General features: G+C 51.3%; 19 protein-coding genes and 1 pseudogene. 7 read left to right on the top strand and 13 right to left on the bottom strand.

Going from position 1 to position 18,679, the window contains the following annotated elements:
- Window positions 1-873 (top strand): annotated as a pseudogene (gene istA / locus PG887_RS09425) (IS21-like element ISAs29 family transposase); the annotation flags it as partial.
- 14 nt (window positions 874-887) lie between these two features.
- Complete coding sequence (istB, locus tag PG887_RS09430) at window positions 888-1,643, top strand: IS21-like element ISAs29 family helper ATPase IstB (protein WP_000194037.1); 756 nt, start codon at window positions 888-890, stop codon at window positions 1,641-1,643.
- 37 nt (window positions 1,644-1,680) lie between these two features.
- Here istB and PG887_RS09435 read toward each other — a convergent pair whose 3' ends face one another.
- The 9 genes from PG887_RS09435 to PG887_RS09475 form a co-directional block, all read right to left on the bottom strand.
- Window positions 1,681-4,203 (bottom strand): phosphoadenosine phosphosulfate reductase, encoded by a 2,523-nt coding sequence (locus tag PG887_RS09435; protein WP_270821565.1) that lies wholly within the window; start codon window positions 4,201-4,203, stop codon window positions 1,681-1,683.
- 109 nt (window positions 4,204-4,312) lie between these two features.
- On the bottom strand, window positions 4,313-4,846 hold the full coding sequence (locus PG887_RS09440) for a hypothetical protein (protein WP_210537750.1): 534 nt from the start codon (window positions 4,844-4,846) through the stop codon (window positions 4,313-4,315).
- A 295-nt stretch (window positions 4,847-5,141) separates the two neighbouring features.
- Entirely contained in the window at window positions 5,142-5,828 is a 687-nt protein-coding gene (locus tag PG887_RS09445; protein ID WP_210537752.1) for a zinc-finger-containing protein, read from the bottom strand.
- A gap of 492 nt (window positions 5,829-6,320) precedes the next feature.
- The gene (locus PG887_RS09450) at window positions 6,321-6,677 is read right to left on the bottom strand and encodes an H-NS family histone-like protein (protein ID WP_216945364.1); all 357 of its coding nucleotides are present in this window, start codon (window positions 6,675-6,677) and stop codon (window positions 6,321-6,323) included.
- 125 nt (window positions 6,678-6,802) lie between these two features.
- Window positions 6,803-7,354, bottom strand: a complete 552-nt coding sequence (locus PG887_RS09455) for a hypothetical protein (RefSeq protein WP_210537756.1) — start codon at window positions 7,352-7,354, stop codon at window positions 6,803-6,805.
- Window positions 7,355-7,745: 391 nt separating this feature from the next.
- On the bottom strand, window positions 7,746-8,387 hold the full coding sequence (locus PG887_RS09460) for a hypothetical protein (RefSeq protein ID WP_210537758.1): 642 nt from the start codon (window positions 8,385-8,387) through the stop codon (window positions 7,746-7,748).
- A gap of 252 nt (window positions 8,388-8,639) precedes the next feature.
- Window positions 8,640-9,626: a hypothetical protein gene (locus tag PG887_RS09465; RefSeq protein WP_270682314.1), complete on the bottom strand. Its 987-nt coding sequence runs from the start codon at window positions 9,624-9,626 to the stop codon at window positions 8,640-8,642.
- 67 nt (window positions 9,627-9,693) lie between these two features.
- A complete protein-coding gene (locus tag PG887_RS09470; RefSeq protein WP_210537760.1) occupies window positions 9,694-10,233 on the bottom strand; it encodes a single-stranded DNA-binding protein in 540 nt (179 codons plus the stop codon).
- Between the two features lie 169 nt (window positions 10,234-10,402).
- Window positions 10,403-10,861 carry a hypothetical protein gene (locus tag PG887_RS09475; RefSeq protein WP_210537762.1) on the bottom strand — a complete coding sequence of 153 codons (459 nt, stop codon included), beginning with the start codon at window positions 10,859-10,861 and terminating at the stop codon, window positions 10,403-10,405.
- A 762-nt stretch (window positions 10,862-11,623) separates the two neighbouring features.
- Here PG887_RS09475 and PG887_RS09480 point away from each other — a divergent pair.
- From PG887_RS09480 to PG887_RS09490, 3 genes are read left to right on the top strand one after another with little or no spacing between them, the layout of a single operon-like run.
- Window positions 11,624-12,043 (top strand): CFI-box-CTERM domain-containing protein, encoded by a 420-nt coding sequence (locus PG887_RS09480; RefSeq protein WP_210537770.1) that lies wholly within the window; start codon window positions 11,624-11,626, stop codon window positions 12,041-12,043.
- 2 nt (window positions 12,044-12,045) lie between these two features.
- Entirely contained in the window at window positions 12,046-12,540 is a 495-nt protein-coding gene (locus tag PG887_RS09485) for a CRISPR-associated protein Cas4 (RefSeq protein WP_210537776.1), read from the top strand.
- 9 nt (window positions 12,541-12,549) lie between these two features.
- Complete coding sequence (locus PG887_RS09490) at window positions 12,550-13,155, top strand: hypothetical protein (RefSeq protein ID WP_210537778.1); 606 nt, start codon at window positions 12,550-12,552, stop codon at window positions 13,153-13,155.
- A gap of 75 nt (window positions 13,156-13,230) precedes the next feature.
- On the opposite strand, the gene PG887_RS09495 is transcribed toward PG887_RS09490, so the two are convergent.
- From PG887_RS09495 to PG887_RS09510, 4 genes are read right to left on the bottom strand one after another with little or no spacing between them, the layout of a single operon-like run.
- The gene (locus PG887_RS09495) at window positions 13,231-14,700 is read right to left on the bottom strand and encodes a conjugal transfer protein TraG N-terminal domain-containing protein (RefSeq protein WP_210537780.1); all 1,470 of its coding nucleotides are present in this window, start codon (window positions 14,698-14,700) and stop codon (window positions 13,231-13,233) included.
- The gene (locus tag PG887_RS09500) at window positions 14,697-16,220 is read right to left on the bottom strand and encodes a conjugal transfer protein TraG N-terminal domain-containing protein (protein ID WP_210537782.1); all 1,524 of its coding nucleotides are present in this window, start codon (window positions 16,218-16,220) and stop codon (window positions 14,697-14,699) included. Before PG887_RS09500 ends, PG887_RS09495 begins: the two co-directional genes overlap by 4 nt.
- Window positions 16,220-16,507 carry a hypothetical protein gene (locus PG887_RS09505; RefSeq protein ID WP_210537784.1) on the bottom strand — a complete coding sequence of 96 codons (288 nt, stop codon included), beginning with the start codon at window positions 16,505-16,507 and terminating at the stop codon, window positions 16,220-16,222. Before PG887_RS09505 ends, PG887_RS09500 begins: the two co-directional genes overlap by 1 nt.
- Window positions 16,508-16,567: 60 nt before the next feature.
- Window positions 16,568-17,908 (bottom strand): hypothetical protein, encoded by a 1,341-nt coding sequence (locus PG887_RS09510; protein WP_210537786.1) that lies wholly within the window; start codon window positions 17,906-17,908, stop codon window positions 16,568-16,570.
- Between the two features lie 146 nt (window positions 17,909-18,054).
- On the opposite strand from PG887_RS09510, the gene PG887_RS09515 reads away from it, so the two are divergent.
- Both PG887_RS09515 and PG887_RS09520 read left to right on the top strand, forming a co-directional pair.
- The gene (locus PG887_RS09515) at window positions 18,055-18,372 is read left to right on the top strand and encodes a hypothetical protein (protein ID WP_210537788.1); all 318 of its coding nucleotides are present in this window, start codon (window positions 18,055-18,057) and stop codon (window positions 18,370-18,372) included.
- A complete protein-coding gene (locus tag PG887_RS09520) occupies window positions 18,369-18,653 on the top strand; it encodes a hypothetical protein (protein WP_216945321.1) in 285 nt (94 codons plus the stop codon). Before PG887_RS09515 ends, PG887_RS09520 begins: the two co-directional genes overlap by 4 nt.
- The last annotated feature ends 26 nt before the right edge of the window (window positions 18,654-18,679 follow it).

The raw sequence follows: 18,679 nt of genomic DNA on the forward strand, positions 1-18,679 counted from the left end.
TGCCGATACGATCCCGAGCTCAACCCCAGCTACCAGCAGTTGGCCGAGCACTATCAGGTGGCGGTGATGCCAGCTCGCCCTTACAAGCCTAAGGACAAAGCCAAGGCCGAGGTGGGTGTGCAGATCGTCGAGCGCTGGATCCTGGCTCGTCTACGCCATCAGACCTTCTTCTCGCTTGCCGAGCTAAACCAGTGCATCCGGGCTTTGTTGAATGAGCTCAACGAGCGCCCGTTCAAGCAGCTGCCCGGTAACCGACGCGAGGCGTTTGAGCAGTTGGACCGCCCGGCACTGGGGTCACTACCGGTGCATCCCTATCGCTATGTCGCCATCAAAACGGTCAAGGTCAACATCGACTATCACGTCAGTTATGAGCAGCACCATTACTCGGTGCCGCACCAGTATGTGGGTCAGCAACTGGAGCTCCATGCGGGCGATACCCTGCTTCAGGTCTATCACCAGCAACAGCTGGTCGCGAGCCATCCGCGTAAAACCATCCCGGGGATGAGCACACTCCCTGAGCACATGCCGGAACGTCACAGCAAGCAGCAACGCTGGACGCCAGGGCGTCTTAAGCAGTGGGCTGCCGACATCGGACCGGGCACCTTGTGCTGGGTTAGCGAACGGCTGGCAGAGAAAGCCCATGCCGAGCAGGCATACCGACTCTGCCTGGGACTGCTGAGTCTTAGCCGGGAGTATCCGCCATCACGAGTCGAAGGCTGTTGCCAGCTGGCCAACCGGGAAGGACTGGTGCGGCTCAAGCAGCTCAAGTCGGTGCTGACCAGTGGCCGCGACCAACTGCCCGCAAGTCCGCTCAGTTATCCAGAACTGCCGCAAGAGCACGAGAACATCCGCGGCCCCCAGAGCTTCCACTAACGAGGAAAAAACCCATGACCCAACAAACGCTGACCCGCTTGAGACACCTGAAACTGACTGGCATGGCGGATGCCGTGCAACAACAACTGGAACAGGCAAGTACCTACGAAGGGCTGCCCTTCATCGAGCGGCTAAGCCTGCTGGTCGAACACGAACAACTGAGCCGGGAGCAGCGTAAACAAGCTCGGCTGGTCAAGCAGGCGAGGCTCAAACTCCAGGCCACGGTGCAAGAGGTGGACTACCAGTCTGCACGCAACCTGGAGCGGTCACAGGTGGCAAACCTGGCCCAAGGAGAGTGGCTGCGCCGGGGCCAGAACCTGCTCATTACCGGCCCCTGTGGCTGCGGAAAAACCTACCTAGCCTGTGCGCTGGGCTACCAAGCCTGTCAGCAGGGGCACAGCACTCGTTACTACCGGCTGCCGCGTCTGCTACTTGAGCTGAGCCAGGCCAAGGTAGATGGCAGTTACGCCAGACTGCTGGGTCAACTGGCAAGGATAGAGCTGCTGATCCTGGATGACTGGGGACTGGAAGCGGTGAATGCCGAGCAGCGCAACGCCCTGCTGGAGATCATGGATGATCGGTACGGGAAATACTCGACGGTCGTGGTCAGTCAGCTGCCAACGGAAGAGTGGTACGCGAGCTTGGGGGACAACACTCTGGCAGATGCGATCCTGGACCGGCTGATGCACAACGCTCACCGGCTGTCACTGAAGGGAGAATCGATGAGAAAGAGGAGAAGTGAGTTGACCCAATCTGAACACTCGAGTTAGAAACGGGGTGACGTGAGCGCGTTAAGGATCAGGGTGTTCACGTTGGCCGGAATGGCTGTTCAACTTCGCCGGAATACGCAACTAATCGCCGCCCTGTTTTGACCATCCGAACGAAGCTGAGATAAGTCACGTTAGGGTAGGCTACGTCACTAAAAACTGATGAGGGAGAAACCCCCTCCCCTGTCTCCAACTGACGTTGCAACCGGACTAGCTCGGTATCAAGATGCTTGCGCACCAATGAACCGACTTTGCCGCGGAGTTGCGATAAGCTGGCTGCAATCTGCCTTTTCCATCGCTTTTCCAGTTGCAGCGATGCTGCGTTGATCCCGCCGTTTGTTAACCGAGCGACCCTCACAGCAATCACAGAGGAAATCCTGCACTCCAGATCGAACCCTATACGTTTGGCTTGCTCTTGTGCCTCAACCTCCTGCTCAGCAAACAGAACATGCTCAACATCGGCCCAGAAGGCGGTGTTGTTCTGACGATGGTAGTCCAGCGTGAAGCTGATCCAACATAGCCTGCGCATTTGTCTCGCCCTGGCCAGATGTTTGATCTCGTGACGACGGTATTCCGCCTGGACGATTTGCCGGTACTCAGGGGTACTCAGAATTTCCAAGTCACTTCGGCAGTAGATGCCCATTAACGACTGGTCACCAGATAACCCCATTTGCCGCATACGTTGGCCACGTTGGGCCATCATATGCATATCTGCAACCTTGCTTGGTGTGATCTGCACCACACCAAAGCGCAGCAGATATAGAACTGCAGCAGTGTTCGTCATCTCACCAGCCTGGGCGGATTCTCTCATCCGGTCATACTCTTCCCAGATGATCCAGCTAGCAACATCACCATCAATGGTCAGTTGCTTTGCTGTCTCTACCGGCCCGATTGTGCGATTTCCATCATGAGTGCGAACCTTGGTGGCAGCCCTCCGATCGTCTTGGCCATCAAAGTAGGTGGCCGACAACATCGGATCGGACAGCCCATCGGTCAGCTCATCAGACCCCCATTTAAGATTTGGGATCTTCAGCCAAAACTCTTGCGGAATCTTGGTCGCCGGTACCGCTGTTGTTAACTCAACTTCTGTGAGCAGCTCTATGTTTCCATCCTCCCAGACACTGCGATAAATCTCTATCGCTTGGAATGGCGTTGAATGAAAGCAGTGGAAATCCCACAGCCAACTCACGTGTAACAACTGCTCAGGTGACACAATCCGGAACTGGGGTTTAGACATGCGCTGGTTATAGTCGTTGTCCTCAATTTCACCAAGGAGTAGTTTCATCTCCAGCTCCTCTGCCCTTTGCTGCTCCACATAGTCTGCAGAACAGCATAAACGCAGCAGTCGAGCTAAGAAACTAGGCGAAAACACGTCAGGCTGTACCTTAATGAATCCACCAGCGTAGATTGTCCTTCCAACAGGATGACGATCTTCCCAAGACCATTGCTTGACACCTAAAAGCCGTTGGATGTTGTTAAGGTTCACCATGTAGGCGTAACGGTCAACCAGGGTTTTAACCCCATTGACCTCATGATAAAGCATGTTTTCCATGCTTTTATCTGTACCACCTCGAAGGCAAGTCCAGCATCCAGTTCTAGCGCCGCAGGCATCAGAGACCTTCCTTTCGCTTGCACTCCAGATACATTCACCTGTTGCATCACGGTACAGCTCAGCCAGTTCTCTGTTATTGGCTTGGTAGCTTGGTAATGGCAAATGCGCTGATGCGTCGTTACCGCAGCTCATTAGCAGTTCCCACACATCCCCTTGCGACCAGTGCCGAATGGGGTATAGCTCCCACCCTGCACTTGTTTTGACCGGCGCTGTGGCGTGTCCTCCGCGCTTGGCGATATTACCAGCTCGGGTAGCGCCCTCTGCATCACGAGAACCCAGCACTAGACAAACCTTCTCACGCATATCTTTCGGCATGCGCTTGATCATCTGTGCCTTCACTCTGTTGCCTGTTGTTACCTTCAGGTCAATGCTGCATTGTGGCGAGGAGCTAGTGACATACGTGGGAAGGCCTCGGCCAGTCAAAACACGCCCTGTCCAAGACGATGCAAGACTTGGCTTGCCAACTACGATAGCCAGTGGCAATCGCTCCTTGTCGATGAGCTCCTGTATCGCGGCAAGCTGCCGGTCAGCGAGATTGCGCACTTCAGGATTCTCGACCTGTGTATCAGTGTGACTGATCCAGTGGTAGGCAGAGATCTCGTTGCCGCGGCCCTCACGAACTAGCCCTATCATCGCGAACAGCAGCAGATGTAGAGTACCCGTCGAATCCTTCCCCCCACTGAGCGCAAGAGAGATGGTAAACCCATCGAGTAAGGTGGCTCGGATGGCAAGTACAGCTTCAGTGATCATGCTGGACAGTGGCTGCCCGGTCGTATCACTGATCGCAGCCATCAGTTCCTCGTTGTTCAGCAAAGTTTCCCTCAGCTGATCCCACTTGTCGCCACGGTAAATTGTGGCCTGAGGCTGCGCCAAGGAGGGCTCCGCAATGCTGATTGCACAAGCTTGCTCATCAAGAAAATCGATGTGTTCGAAGAGATCGAAGTTGTCCATGTGTTGTCCTTAATTGGTTGCCCGGGTAGGGCGGGTTGGGGTTGGTCACTGGTGGCGCGTTACAGACCAAGCGCCATGAATGACCCGAGCGCAAAGCCCGGGGATTAGTTCAACTATCGAGATAGTCAGGGTGGTCTAGCAAAAACTGGTACGGATTCCCGTGGTATCGCAATAGCAGCGAAGCCCATTTCACACCACGCCTCCACGAACGAAGGTCAGTTAATTGATCAAGTCGCCCAGGAGCGTGATTGCGATATCCGAGTTTGATGGCATGAAGTACGCATTCATTAACAGAACTGAACAGTTCATGCGTGATGGGGCCATTGACATCGTAGAAGCTCACACGATACCCCCCCCGAGCAGAAGGCTCGGGGAAGACTACGGCTAGAGCCCCTTTCTCATCACTTAGCTCCAGAGAGAGCCCAGAGCCGCCGTTGGCTTCAATCAAGCTCAGACCGATCTGCACCCTAATCGAGTGCAAATAGTCTTGCATGACCTCCATGAGCCGGCCGAAGCAGATCTCTTGATCTTCAGGCTCACTGAATTTCGCCAGAAACTCGATCATCGAGGCGCTGGGTTCTTGACCTAACAGATCGTCATTAAAATGCGGACACTTCCGCACATGTGCTTTGGTTAAGAGCATCGGTTGTTCCTTAGAATTGCCTAGAGGCGGATTGGTATTGGTCGCGAGTGGCACGTTGCAGACCGAGTGCCATAGAGACAGCCAGGGCTGTTTCTGCATGTGCGCTGACGCCGGAGATATGCCGGTGAACGGACATGCAGAATCAACCTCGAGGGCTTGGGTGAAAGATCACGGGTAGGGCTCAGGGGGATGATGTGTGCCTGGCCAGCAGTCAATCGGACGATAGCCTGAACACGAAAAACCCCCAGCTTGGCCAGGGGTTTGTCTTGAGAGTATTGCTCCCGGGTTGATCGAATCACGGTACCAGGGACAGCTGTTGGGATACCCCGCCAACTCCTTGCCCCTCTCTTTGAATACGGTCAATTTCCTCAAGCATGATGTTGCGGATTTCCATTGCTCGATTGACCTCGACCACCAAACTGAAATGGCACTGGTGCAGAGGAACGCCCAACAACGCAGCAAGCTTCACATAGCCGCGTTTATTGTCTATGCGCCATTGTTCACACAGTTGGTCATAAGCTTGATGCAATATGCCACGCCAGCGGCGAGCGTCGCGGTCGGCCATCAAACCCAATGGCCATCCATCACCTTTGTGATAGCCACAGCTGCGGCCACAGGTGCAACGGTACATTGGGTAGCGATGGGCTTCCTGCCCTTTCCGGCTCACCTGCCGACCACAATCACAGGTGATCGTGAAAATAGGGCAATGCGCAGACTTGCGGCCGGCATGGTAGTCACAGATGAGCCTGGCAATGTAAGTTGCCTTCACTCGCTGGTCCTCTTTAAAGCCCGACTCTGCCGCAAGCCATGTCACGGCCTCTTCGGGCAGGCTCCAATCATCAGTCGATCCGTACCGGCGGCAAAGCCACTCACCGATCACTGCATACAGAAGCACATCAACACCATCGATGCCGCTTTGCTGGCATTGTTCTGCCAGTAGGCGGCGCAGTGCTTTGGGGGGGAGATAGTTCACATTGGACATATCAAGTTCCTTAATGGGGATTGCCTAGTTGGGCGGGTTGGGGTTGGTCGCGAGTGGCACATTGCAGACCGAGTACCATGAGACAGCCTTGGGCTGTTTCTGCATGTAAGCTGGCGCCGGAGAAATACCGGCGAACGGACATGCAGAATCAGCCTGCGAGGGCTTGGGTGATAGATCACGGGTGAGGAAGTCGGCAGAAGACCGGAGGATTGGAAGTTGGTGCCGAGCCAAGCGGCTCGTCCACTAATAGGCACCGAGGACTCAGACAGATTAACCTACGGGCCCGGTAATTGGCAACTAAGTGACCGTCCGGTTAGTTCAAAAAATGCCAGTCATGTCGGCGGGGTTGAAAAGTAACGATTTTATTTCTTGCATGAGCAGCTGCTATTCAGCGGGCTGGAGTAACACTTAATGCCAGTGGATAAGCTGCACAGTGGCAGTTTATCCACTTGGCCATCACATCAGGAGCCAGTAGCCGCTCCGGGTGAATCATCAGCTACCGGGGGTATCGGTGGTTGAGGTTTGAGGAGTTTGAGCCGGTTGCTCTGGTTCTTGCTGCTTCTGCCGTTTCTTATAAGGCCGGCGCTTGCCTGTGCTTGGTCGCCCTTGCGATGCCGCGACTAGATCCTGAATATCAATCCCGGAATCTGCCATTCTCTCGAATAGTTCGGTGATTTTGGCGGCCTTTTGATTTTGCTCCTCTTCCAGTCTCAGCAGCTCAAGCTCTTCATTCTCGATGTAGGTAGTCAGCAAGGCCTGCAGTTCTTTACGCTGCTCAAGCGTTCCAAGCTTCTTGGCTAGTGTCATAATGTTGCGCGGGGTATAGTCACGCTTGTTTTCTTGTTGCATCAGGCGTCCTTTAAGAAACCGTTATCCATTCCTCAGCCCAGAGGTGACTTCCGGGCCAGCAATCAAAACGCCTACATAATAGATGGACTGACCGCGGTATGCTAGCCAGCCAGCCCTGCACCTAATTAGGTGATTGACCCCAGGCGCACTTCTATCATCTCGAGATGCTTTCCTGAGGGGGCCAGCAAGTCTCGATTAAAACGAAATCTGTGTTTGACTGCCATGACAAGGTTTTTCTCACTCCCCCCCAATGCCGTACCGGTGCGATCAACGACCAACACAGTCTGACTCTCGCGATCAACCAAGCACAGCCATGGAGCTGGAGGCGGATTCATGATGTCCGATATGCTGAAATGAATCTCCTCTACGAAATTTAATTTCTGCATAATGCGGAGACGAACTTCTGTTGCCATAATGCGCAACCATGCATCATTGAACTCCCTTACATTTTCGGCGCAAAAATAAGGGAAATCCGGTGATAATATGGTCCCATACTTTCTGAAGTCCGGGGTCCAGCTTGGCGCCTGCATTGTGCCAAGTAATGTTTGCGCATATGCCGCATGGGTTTCCGACGCGAACAATGAAACGCGGTTCTCTAGCCAAGTTTCAACATCTTCTGGTTGAACCTCTTGGACCATAAATAAATCATTGTTAAATGACTTTTGAAGAAGGTACATATCTCATCTCTTAGCTCAGATGCCGTTACACAGGTCTAATTACAACGAAGACCTAGCCTTACGCGCATTGGCCATCACAGGTGCAGTAAAGCCACCGGGCTTGTGCGCGGCATAAAAATATTCCTGAGACAGGCTGATATAGCTGCAATCCTTATAATTAAAAATCAAATATCAGCATTCCTCTGCACACAGTTTAAGGCTGCAGCGGATAATGCAACCCGACCTTCCTGAGCCATAGGAAATGGCTCAGGAAGGGCTGGTTTGCCCTCTGACGAAAGAAAATAATATTTTATCTCCCCGGGATGTAGCTGACCGGAAGTATTTATACGTGAATGTTCTTGGTGTGTTCAGTGAAATAAGGGGGCCGTAAGCCCCCTAGTTTACAGGTTAATTAATATAGGTAATTGTCTGGCCGGTTAAGTTGCCGCTCATAATGGGCGTAGGTGGCTGTTGGGTTGAAATCCCAACCGTCATCTTCGTCCGTCATGGCCATCGAGATAACCTCATCCAGCCAGCCCTGCATTTCAAGCCACAGGAGCAGTTCATGTTCCTTGTGGCTCAGTTTTGAGCACCGTCGTAGATAGTTCCGCCTAGTGACTACCTGCCGGAAAATCCCAGCAAGCATGCGTTCGGGGTTGACATCTAACATGATGCAGCAATGCCTAAAGCTGAAGGGTGCAAGCTCTTGTTTGAACAACCATTCGATCCCCAACTCCCTCGATTCAGTGCCGCACTTTGGTGAAATCAGGCCATAAATGGCATCATTCAGTACAACACCGCATAGAGTTGCTATACCGTCATCGGACCAAACAAGCGAGCCCTCTTCAGGCCTGTCTTGCAGATCCGGTTGGTCTTCCTGGAACAGTTCCGGGAACAGCAACGGTAATGGCATTGCACTGTTATTGGTCAGTGAAACAGGCTCACTGACAACAGCCTTAGATTTCGTTGAGCCTTTTGGCTTTATTGCCCGTTCTGAGGGGATGAATAGCACATCCTTATCAGAATCAAACATGTCTCGTTGCCAAAGTATCATGGTGCCCTCCATAGAGAAGGAGGGCGGCCCGTAGGGCAGCCTCTCCCCTACGGTTCTTGGTTATGGGCTTTCGCCCGGGTTGGTGTTGGCCGCTAGCGCGATTTGCAGGCCTATTCGCGTGATCACCCGAGAGTAATTCGTCGTTTTCATCTATCTACGAATAACTCTTTCGAGAATGAGAAAGAGGACCAAAGGCCCTCATTCTGTTGTTACAAAGGTCTTAAACCGCGGCGAACCACGAGATCTTCATCCTTACCCATGAGTGACAGCCTCCATCTGGTCGAGAGCGGCTAGCACCCATGCGCGATCATCATCGCTCATTCTGGTTGACTTGAAGTACCCACGAAGAGCACCCCATTGCTTTGTCTGAACTGTCCGGCCAAAACCGATCCGGACATCCCCACGCAACCGATCTGAAGGTAAGTAACCACCCCATGGGAATTTGATAATTTCCTCTAGTGTGGTTGGTTTTGCATCGTCATGAGCCACCGGCGTTTCCGCTGGCTTCGCTTCGACCTGGGCGGCCGGCGTTTCTGCTGGCTTCGCTTCGACCTGGGCGGCCGGCGTTTCTGCTGGCTTCGCTTCGACCTGGGCGGCCGGCGCTTCTGCTGGCTTCGCTTCGACCTGGGCGGCCGGCGCTTCTGCTGGCTTCGCTTCGACCTGGGCGGCCGGTCCACTATCTACGAGGACAGTAAGCCCCCCATCTTTAGGACTGATACTCGCTTGGCTTTCATCTGCTGCGTAAACGCCAGTTAATAACCGGATCGTTTGAGCAGTCGATTTGTGGCCCAACGACCTATTGGGCATATGGCACCAGGCTTCTGTATTGAAGAAGTTCTCAGCCAGATACTCCCGGTGCACAAACCGCCCGCCATCAGCAGCTACCAATGTAGTCTCAATCCACTCATGCCCACGAACATCTTTAGCCATCTCAGCGAAGGTAAGGATGTTTTCGGAGTAGGTATGGATGATCTCTCTGACGCCAGCCTGTTTTGCAAGCTGCAGCCATCCATCTACACGCAGCCCGATCTCAATCCCCAGGTTGGTGCGACGAGCAAACAACGTCCCATCGAAAGGGTTGAGCTGGGTGCGCTCGATGAACCGAATGGTCTTCTTGAAATCCAACGTAGTCGGACTGTAGCCAGCGCAGATCACTTCTAAGAACAACAGGTCTCGAAGCGTGTCATTAACTTCGTCGATCTGGACACCAAGAATTTTATCTACGGTTTGAATAGCCATGTTTTTCTCCAAAAAAAAAGCCTCGTCAATGCGAGGCTGGTTGGTGTTGCCATTTCAGGCTGATTGGTTAGGCGCGGCGACGGTGGTCATATTCCTGTTGCCGGGGTCCCTGCTGTTGCTGGGGGCTGGCCTGGTGTTGCTGGGGATGCCCCCAGTTTTGCTGAGGTTGTTGCGAGCGTGAGGCTTGTTGAGGTCTTTGAGACTGCTGACTCTGCTGACTCTGCTGACTCTGCTGAGGCCGCCCTTGCGAGTTTTTGGCAAAGCCGGACTGCTTCAAACAAGCTATTGCCTCGACCGGAATGTGTACGTTGATACACGCCACCTTAACCTTTAGCCCAGAACGGGTTACCCCACCCTGTTCCCAAGATTCAAAGGCGAGCCGCCCAGAAATTTCAAGATAGTCACCCTTCTTGATGGCTGGGGTTTTTTCCCCAGAAAGCTCCACCCGAATGAACTGGGTACGATCTACCCACTGTCCTGATTTGGGGTCCCGATAACCATCATCGATTGCGATGGTTGCCGGGCCATACGGTCCATATTGACCCATCCGGATGTCGGCATGGCTCACGTAACCGCCAAGCCTCACCTCGTTTGTCTTGTTGCTCATTCTCATAGTCGTAATCCTATGTGGTTGATGTTGGGTGGCTGTACGCCTGCGACTTAAAACCCCTATCGCTCTTTGCCACTTGGCAAATCATCTCAGGAAAAAGCGTGCTTTCCTGAGCCGATTCACATAACTGCATGCGATAAGAGGCTGCCCTGGGGCAGCCTCTTTGTCACATTGGACGTGCTTGAGGGAAATCTTGTTCCCGTGAGTATTCAGCAGGCTGGTACGCCTGCTGTTCGACTTCATTTTCATCTGAGCTTTGGGGATGAAGGTTCATCCCTGCAGCCTGGGCGCGCCAACTAGCCTCTGCCTGAGCAGGTCTAGCAGGTCTAGCGGGCCTCGCGGCCGCGGGATTGACGGTAGCGCCGACGACCCCTGCTGCACGAAGACGTTCCTCAACAGCGCTCTCTACTGCTGCTTTAAAACGTACCTCCGACAACTCATTACTAAACTCTTGTTTGATGATGTCTGCAGCCATTGTGGCGGCTTCTGCCATCATGGCTTTTTTGCGATGGCCATCCAGTTCGCGCTGGTCAGCCTCAGTGCTTTTGAGCAGTTGTTCCCTCATTCCGCCGGCAAAGGCAAAAACGAGAATAGCGAAGAACCCCAAGACTATGATGGTTTCCATATTGCCTACCTTAAAATCTGGCGTGAGCCTAGTTAAGAGTTAACCTGTTGGTTGGGTTTGATGTGCGTGGTGCCGAATGGCTGCTAGATGGTTACACGGACTAGCTATTCAGGCATGTTGCCCGAAATTCATCATGCCGATACAACCAAGTATGGGTATGTAGAATCAAGGGAAACTGCATGATGCTGACGTATGATGGAATTGAGTGTGCAAGCCCCTGAAAAGGGGACTTGCAAATCACCAGGAACGAAATTTGGCTTTCGTGGGGTGGGATAAAGTGAGGGATCGCCATACGGCAATCACAGGTTTTGAAATCTGCCACCCGGCGATGCAGCAGGCAGAGAAAACGGCGAGTTCACCAGCGAAGGTTATGTCCATGAAATTTCCTATCGTGTCGTGGGTACATCAAACCACTCAGAAAGCAGTTTGATGTACCCACGACAAGGAAATTGGACGCTGGGATCTGTCAACAGACAGGGCGACTTGCTTAACCCCTTGGTCGCCTACTACTGCATAGCAGTAATTACTTTATAATCTCGCACGTTGATGGAAAATTTACAACCCCCAGCTTGCTCACTACTAGCCACGGGAGTCTTCGGCATGCGATCCAGGTGTTGTTCGCTGTAACCCTGCCCAGTGAAGCTCCCCCCCCCGCCGACCATCAATCTCTCAACAATCGCTCACCTCGTGCTTGCACCCTGTCAGGTTGCGATAATATGGAGCGGTAAGTCCTTCCGCTGAAATGAGACGAGGGTAGCCGGAATGAACGACAGGAAACTGGTGAGTGCCAGCAAAATCGGCAAGATGGCATGGTGTCCGCATGGCAGCAGCCTACAAGAACAAGGGGTGATTGCGAGTGCTCAGAGCCAGGCAAAGGCTGACTATGGCACAGCAAGTCATGAGAGCGTGACCGCGGCGGTGTTCGAACAACAAACACAGGACCAGCGCTGCTTCGTAGCGAGTTATGCACTAGGGTCGAACCATCCAGCAACACAGCGACTACGGGATTGGCGAGATAGCTATCTGAGCCATCATTACCTTGGCCGCATATTGATCAAGGCTTACTATGCATTGTCCCCCTTCGCCATCAAGTTGCTATCTCCCCTCCCGGGTGCACAGACTGCAGTTGCCTCACTGGTCCTGGCTTTCGCCCGGATGGTGGCAGGAAATAAGGATGCATAATTATGGCATTTCTCATTGCCTTCGTGGTTTTTGTCGCACTGTTGTACCTGGCTCGGCGCAGGTCACATCGGCCTGGCTCACCTTTAGGGATTGAGGGCAAGATAGTTTATGCCGACCAAGGGCGAAAATCGAAGCTGTTCATCAACAAAAAGTACGGAATAACAGCGAAACCTGACTTCATCATTGCCACCCAGAACGGTCAAAACGTGATGGTTGAATACAAGAGCCGTGCGGGCCGAGTGTACCAATCTGACATTGTTCAACTGTTGGCATCCGTCCTCGCTGCACGTTCAGAAATGCCGATCCATCGAGCAGTAGTCGTAACCAAGGGGACCCGGCGTGAGGTGGTGCTGGGGAGCGACGAGCAGATATTCAAGGAAATATCAAAATTTGTTTTGTTGGCTCGACGAGCTCAAGAGGGAGAAATTATCAAGATATTCTCATCTCATCCAGGAGTGTGCCGAAGCTGCTCGGTTGCACACAGCTGCCAACGTTGATAGGGGGTGATGAAAGTGATCAATCAGATATGCACCAATGCCTTGATTTGGGTTGAAAGAAAATCAGGAAATCTGATGCCTGTAAATGGACCTCTTGCATTTTCATATGTGGTCTACCAACTTACAAAGTCCACAGAAGCTGACTATGCAATCAATCAAATTCAATTAGTCTCAGGGTTGTTCACAGTAAAGGCTCATCATGGTGGATTGTCATTCAGTATCTTGGCTGGATGCATAATGCTACTTAGTGTCGTGGCTATTGCAAAAATTTGCCATAGGTTACGTTGGCCAATGCTCGGTGGTAGGGTGTCCATAGCTGCAGTTCTCCTGCCTGCTCTGGTTGCCTGGTGGATGTACTCCTTGTTCTATTGGCAAACAACTAGCGGGGATCTGTTCCTGCTGTACCCTGCCATGTTTGGCATCTGTTTTACGGTTCTGTTTTTGGCATTCAAGGTGCCATTCATTACGATTGTGGTTGGAATTTTCTCGGCCATTTACTTGAGAAACTCAAGCGCATTCTCCGCTGACCATGATTCGGGTAGGTCTGAATCTGACAGGGCAGAGGCTGAACTTGAAAACCAATACGATTGGCATCGTAATGGGGTTGATGACTGAACCACTATCCATCAGAATCGAAAGTGGGGCCAAAGGCCCCATTTTCATATCGTGAACATTTGTGGTCTATCAACGTCATTTCATGAATGAGGCTCCCATTTTTGTGGCTAGTCCGGCCCCCCCCTTGGCCATTGAGAGCAGTTTCCCGACGTTCCCAGATGAACCACCAAAGTCGGCGCCATGCGACCCAATTCCCGGCATGACAACCTGTATGCCGACCAGCCCCAGGATGAAGAACCAGACCCATGGCAAATAGGTGTAGAGCTGAAGAGCTGCGGCACGAGCATATGTTCCATTCGTGGAAACGGTAGCAAATATAACATCAACCAAACTTCCTACCCAGGTTGCCAACGCCACGATCGCAGCAGTGAACTCAACCCCGAAATAGAGACCCGCAAGCAGCAGGGTAACTTTGATGTCGAAGCCTCTAAATACCAAGATGATGGGTATAACCAACAGAAGAATCATTTGCGCAACAGCCATCTGAATCGGGATAGACTGGCGGAACACAATTGCGTCTGGAGCGTTGACAGCATTCGCAACCGATGTTGTGAATGCGGCGATCATCTGAGCAATTTCACTATCCTCATTGTTGGATCTGGTACCCACACTATCTTCAACGACTATCTTACCGCCTGGTAATTGGAAGGCATCACCAATAGCTCTTTTGGTACTACCAATCATCTCACCAGCAAGCCGATACGCGATCTCTTGCTCTGAGAGATTATGTTTTTCGGCCATCTGCTTCAGCATGACAGGAAAGCCATCGGTTTGATTTAGGCGCTGCAAGCTACTATCCATCAAATGAACAAAGGCTTGATTGCACCCCAGTATTGTTTGTCCGCCAGAACTATCACCGGTCATACCCAGGCCGGCGGCAACCTCACTATTAACGAGAACAACACTCCCTTCCTTCTTGTACTGAGCGATGAAATCAGGATGGCCTATCCACCAGGCACCATCAAACTTCGAACCCTGGGACACTTTGCCGGAAGCGGGTGCGAGACAACTCTTGCCCCATTGTTGGGCTAGTTCTCGATCTTGTGGGTTAGTGAAATTTGCGGTATTTACGTTTGAATTTATTGCTGCGATGTCCTCAGCGCATGGTGTTGTCGAGATAACCACGTTTGTGGTGATACTTGAGAAGTCATGCACGGCAGCCCAAAACAATGGCGCCTTGGTACTCGAGCTATTGAAATTTCCGACCATACTGATAACAGAGTTTGTTGGATTTGGTGCACCAGGATCAACACACGAATTTGCAGGCCGTGTTGTGATATTGCTTGTCACATCCACCACAGGAATAAAGGCCAGAATAAATACAGTAAATATGCCGAGTAAGCGCTTCCTCAGGAATTTAACGGCTAGCTCTCCGGCATTCCCTTCATCATCCCCCTGGGTCATGGCCTCAACTATAGACTGAACTATAGCCACAAAGAATGGAGCATAGACTAGGCCGCTTACACACAATGCTTCAACTACAACATCCATCATGTGTACCCCCATCAAGAGGGTGTACGGATCAATCCAATGGTTCGCGATCATGATGATTTTCCGCCCGACTTCATGAATGACTTGCCGGCGGAGTTCGCCATGCTTCCCGCTTGTTGCTGGATGCGAGCGCCTGTATTGAGCCCAGAGCTTACGTTCTGCTCCACTCCTTGAGAGGCACTTCCTATCATCTGGCTACCACCCTTAATGCCGACATATGCCATAAGGGCCATCCACAACTTTGGTAGCAAGTCATATGAGGTGTAACCAACTCTGGTCAAGATGCTTTCTTGCAGCCCAGACACGAATGTTGCAGAGCCCGCCCCAACCCCACCGTTTATACTTGAGTAGAAGAATAGATTGAGGGTGTTATCCATCCAGGTGGCCAGATTTACAAAGACCAACGTGAATTCAAGCCCAAAGTATGTAGCACTGATAGCAAGAGCGGTTTTTATATTGAAACCAGAGAATACCAGCAAAATTGGCGTGGCCATAATAAGAGCCATCTGCATAACACAGATTTGGATCGGTGTTGTATTCTTCAACACAATCGTGCCCGGCGCCTTTAGCAAATTTCCCACCGCAGTTCCTAGCCACCCAATCATCTCCTTCATGTAACCAGAAGCGCTGTCTGGTGCAACAGTGTGGTCTGTTTCGCCTGCGAATAGATTAGTGAGTTGGGCGCTTGCTTGTGGTTGCACTTTGGCTACCTTCGACATCGCCAACTTCTTCTCTGTCTCTGAGTCTTGTGAAGCGTTTATCAATATTTCCAGTGACCCTTGCGACTGGCTTCTTGCAGCCGAAACTGCTGCAGCCTCTATATGCTGGTATGCGACATCGCAATTTAGCCTCACCTCACCGCCTTCAGATAGCCCAACCGGCAAGCCAGCTGCGATAGCGGACTCCCTGCTTATTAAAACCGTATTTTGTTCCTTCTTATAAAATTCACGCAGTGACTGGGAGCCAGCCCAGGTAGAGTCGTCAAGACTTCCTCTACGGGTTGCATCACCAACTGCCGGACTGAGGCATGCTCGTTGCCAACTATCAGCGATCGTCTGGTCATAGCTATTTTCGAGATTTGCTGCCTGAATATTCACAGAAGCCATCTGCAAGTCAGCTGCACAAGGTGTATTGGCAATAACTGTGTTTGTAAATGTCGAAGAATAGTCATGAACCGCGAGCCACCAAACCGGCACTTTGGTGTAACCCCCTTGAAAATTCCCCATCATCATTTGCTGGTTAGTTGTTGGAGGTGCCTGGATTCGCTGATCTCCATCACAAGAATAGTTGCTAATGTTGACATCAAATCTCATCTGGCTGTTCGCCATTGGAACGAAGGCTAGAATAAACACTGGAAAAATGATCAATAGCTCTTTGCGAAGAAATTTCACCGCTAATTCACCGGCATTACCCTCATCCACGCCCTGAGTCATTGCCTCAACAATTGATTTAACGATCGCAACAAAAAATGGTGCATAAACCAATCCACTGGAGCAAAGAATTTCTGTGATCACACCCATTGAGTGCACACCCATCATAAGCGTGTACGGTTCAATCCACTCATTTACAATCATCAGAGTGCCCCATGCATTATTTCAACCGCAGTGAATGCCACAGCCATAAGGATTTGGCTTTGCCACAATAATTTCCTCCCATCTTTGGTTAATTCCTTTTTTGTTGCACGCTCTATTATTTTCGGGAGTGCAATTATTAGAATTGGCACAATGATCCATTTTGCCACTGTGGCACAACGGGCAAATTGCTGCCAAGCCTCACTATCAGTGTCGACAAGAAGTATCAACAATATCGAACAAAATAACACCGCAAGTATATAAATAACAAAAAGGAGGTATTTTCTCATTTCAGCTCCAGGGGTTTATAGAGAAAGCAATGGATAACCATTGCTTTCTACTGAAAGATATTAATTTGCAGTGCCAACAGGTAATTCATTAGTTGGTGTTCTGAACGAGCCCGGTTTGTTCTCCAGATTTGCTCTGCGCAAAATGTCTATCTGTGCGCTGCCGGCGAGCTCCTTCTTGAAGCGAAGTTCACGCTCAAGTAGGTCCATCTCCTGGATGAGCAGGGCTCTTTTGTGGAGTGCTTCAGACCGAACCGCTTCGTTGTTAGTCACGCTTTCATCCCTCAAACCAGCATCCATGATCCGTACAGAGTGAAGAAGTTTTTCGTAAGTGTTGGCCATTGAGATATCGGTCGCCAGTGCCGATACATAGGCCGCCTGTTCTGTTGGATGAATTTGCTTAATCGCAAGCAACAGGTCCCGGGTCACCTTAATACTCGATGTCGATGCGCTCTCGAGATCCTTGGTGGTGATGTTAGAACTAGGTCGCCTTGCAAGATCGAGAAGCTTGGCATTGGTTGCTTCAAACTCCTTGGCATATGCCGCTTTCGCACCTATGCCTCTATCCTCTTCACGAGGGGAAGCGTCACTGTCGGTATACATCCTGGTTTCACCCACAACATCCGAGATGAAGCTGTTGGCCTCCCGGGGTGACTTGAATACGGCCCCCATCCCCATAGCGTTAGTGGCTGATGTAGGTAAGGGTGAGCTATCGGTCGCAGCACGGCCTGCTAACGCATTGAACCCAGCATATGACGTGTGTTCGGTTACCTTGATAGGTTTACCAATCATTCCTCTCTTCTCAACACCGAACTCAACGCCTTTCTTGCCATCGTCATAACTCCGCCCGGCCGAACCATCCTTAAAGACGAGATCCTTTAACTGATAGTTTCCGTTCGCGTGCTTCTTGATGGCCTCCGCATATTCCTCACTCACTGTTAGATTCTTGAGAGCCCCAGCCGGCAATGCATCGAAAACCCCCTGCTGCATCTCCTGGCAGGTCATTACGTTGGTATTGAAAGCATCTGTAGCCGTCATACTCCCTGACATCAAACTGTCATAGAGATCAGGATTCGCTCTCTGAATTGCCATCCCGATGAGGCTAGTGGGATTCACTGCAGCCATCAGTTGACCAACCAGTGATGATTGCAGCTGTTTGAAGGAGCCGGAGTTAAAGCTGCCAAGCAATTCACTGTTCAAGCTCATAGCAGAACACGATAGATCTGCATTCCAACCGGCGGATGCTTTGCTGAATGGTTCGGTCGATGATGGTGCATCGATGGGTCGGCCACCACCAATCCGCTGATTTATTACAGCTCGCTCATCAAACTGAGCAGCCCAAGTTGCCCCACTAACCAAGGCTAGTAGACAAGCCACTGATAAAATTCGTTTTTGCATCGTCATCCCCAAGTTCATGAAACAGCCTACTTTAACTTGCTTGACTCAGAGAAATGGGGTGCATAAATGGACGTGGATTATCCTTCTTGCCAGAAGTTGCATTGCTTCAAGACCGTGATAACGTGGCCCCTGGTAATTGAAGGAGTTGTTTTATGGGTCAAGTCAAGCTTCCAAAGCCTGTCTACTACGATGATCTGAAGCATGCAGACACCGGGCACGAAATGTTCAGCTACCTTGTATTGGCGGCAGATCATTACCAAGTGCCGATGAATTGGGACATGAGCTACCCAGAGATGGCGAAAGCGATTCAAGGGCAATTGCAGGCACTAGATCTTGATTCAGCCGAAGCATCTGCACAGGTTGAAGGGTTGTATTGCATGATGGAGCTGATCGCGCTCATCAATCAAAAGCAACCAGGGGATAACCAGGCTAAGCAGCGGCATGTTCAGAGAGGTGCATTCAAAAAGTGAAAAAACCTGAACCCAGATTGGATCGTGAGGCTGTCATCTCCACAATTGGTACATATATCAAGTTACGAGAGAGCAACGAGGTGCTTGCATCGAGTAATCTTGAAATGATTGTTGCTCGTGTTACCCCCTTTATTGATGAACCAGATGCCGTTGCCCTGATCGAAAAATTCATGTCGGCTCGGCACACTTCATCTACGCGCATGCTGACCGATATTTACGATCTTTTGTCTACAACAGGTTGGCAAGTATCGATAGGCCCCTTGATATCAGGTTCCCGATAATATAAGGGCCCATTATGGGCCCTCTT

The sequence above is a fragment of the Aeromonas sp. QDB14 genome (assembly GCF_027707845.1).
Taxonomy (GTDB): Bacteria; Pseudomonadota; Gammaproteobacteria; order Enterobacterales; family Aeromonadaceae; genus Aeromonas; species Aeromonas caviae.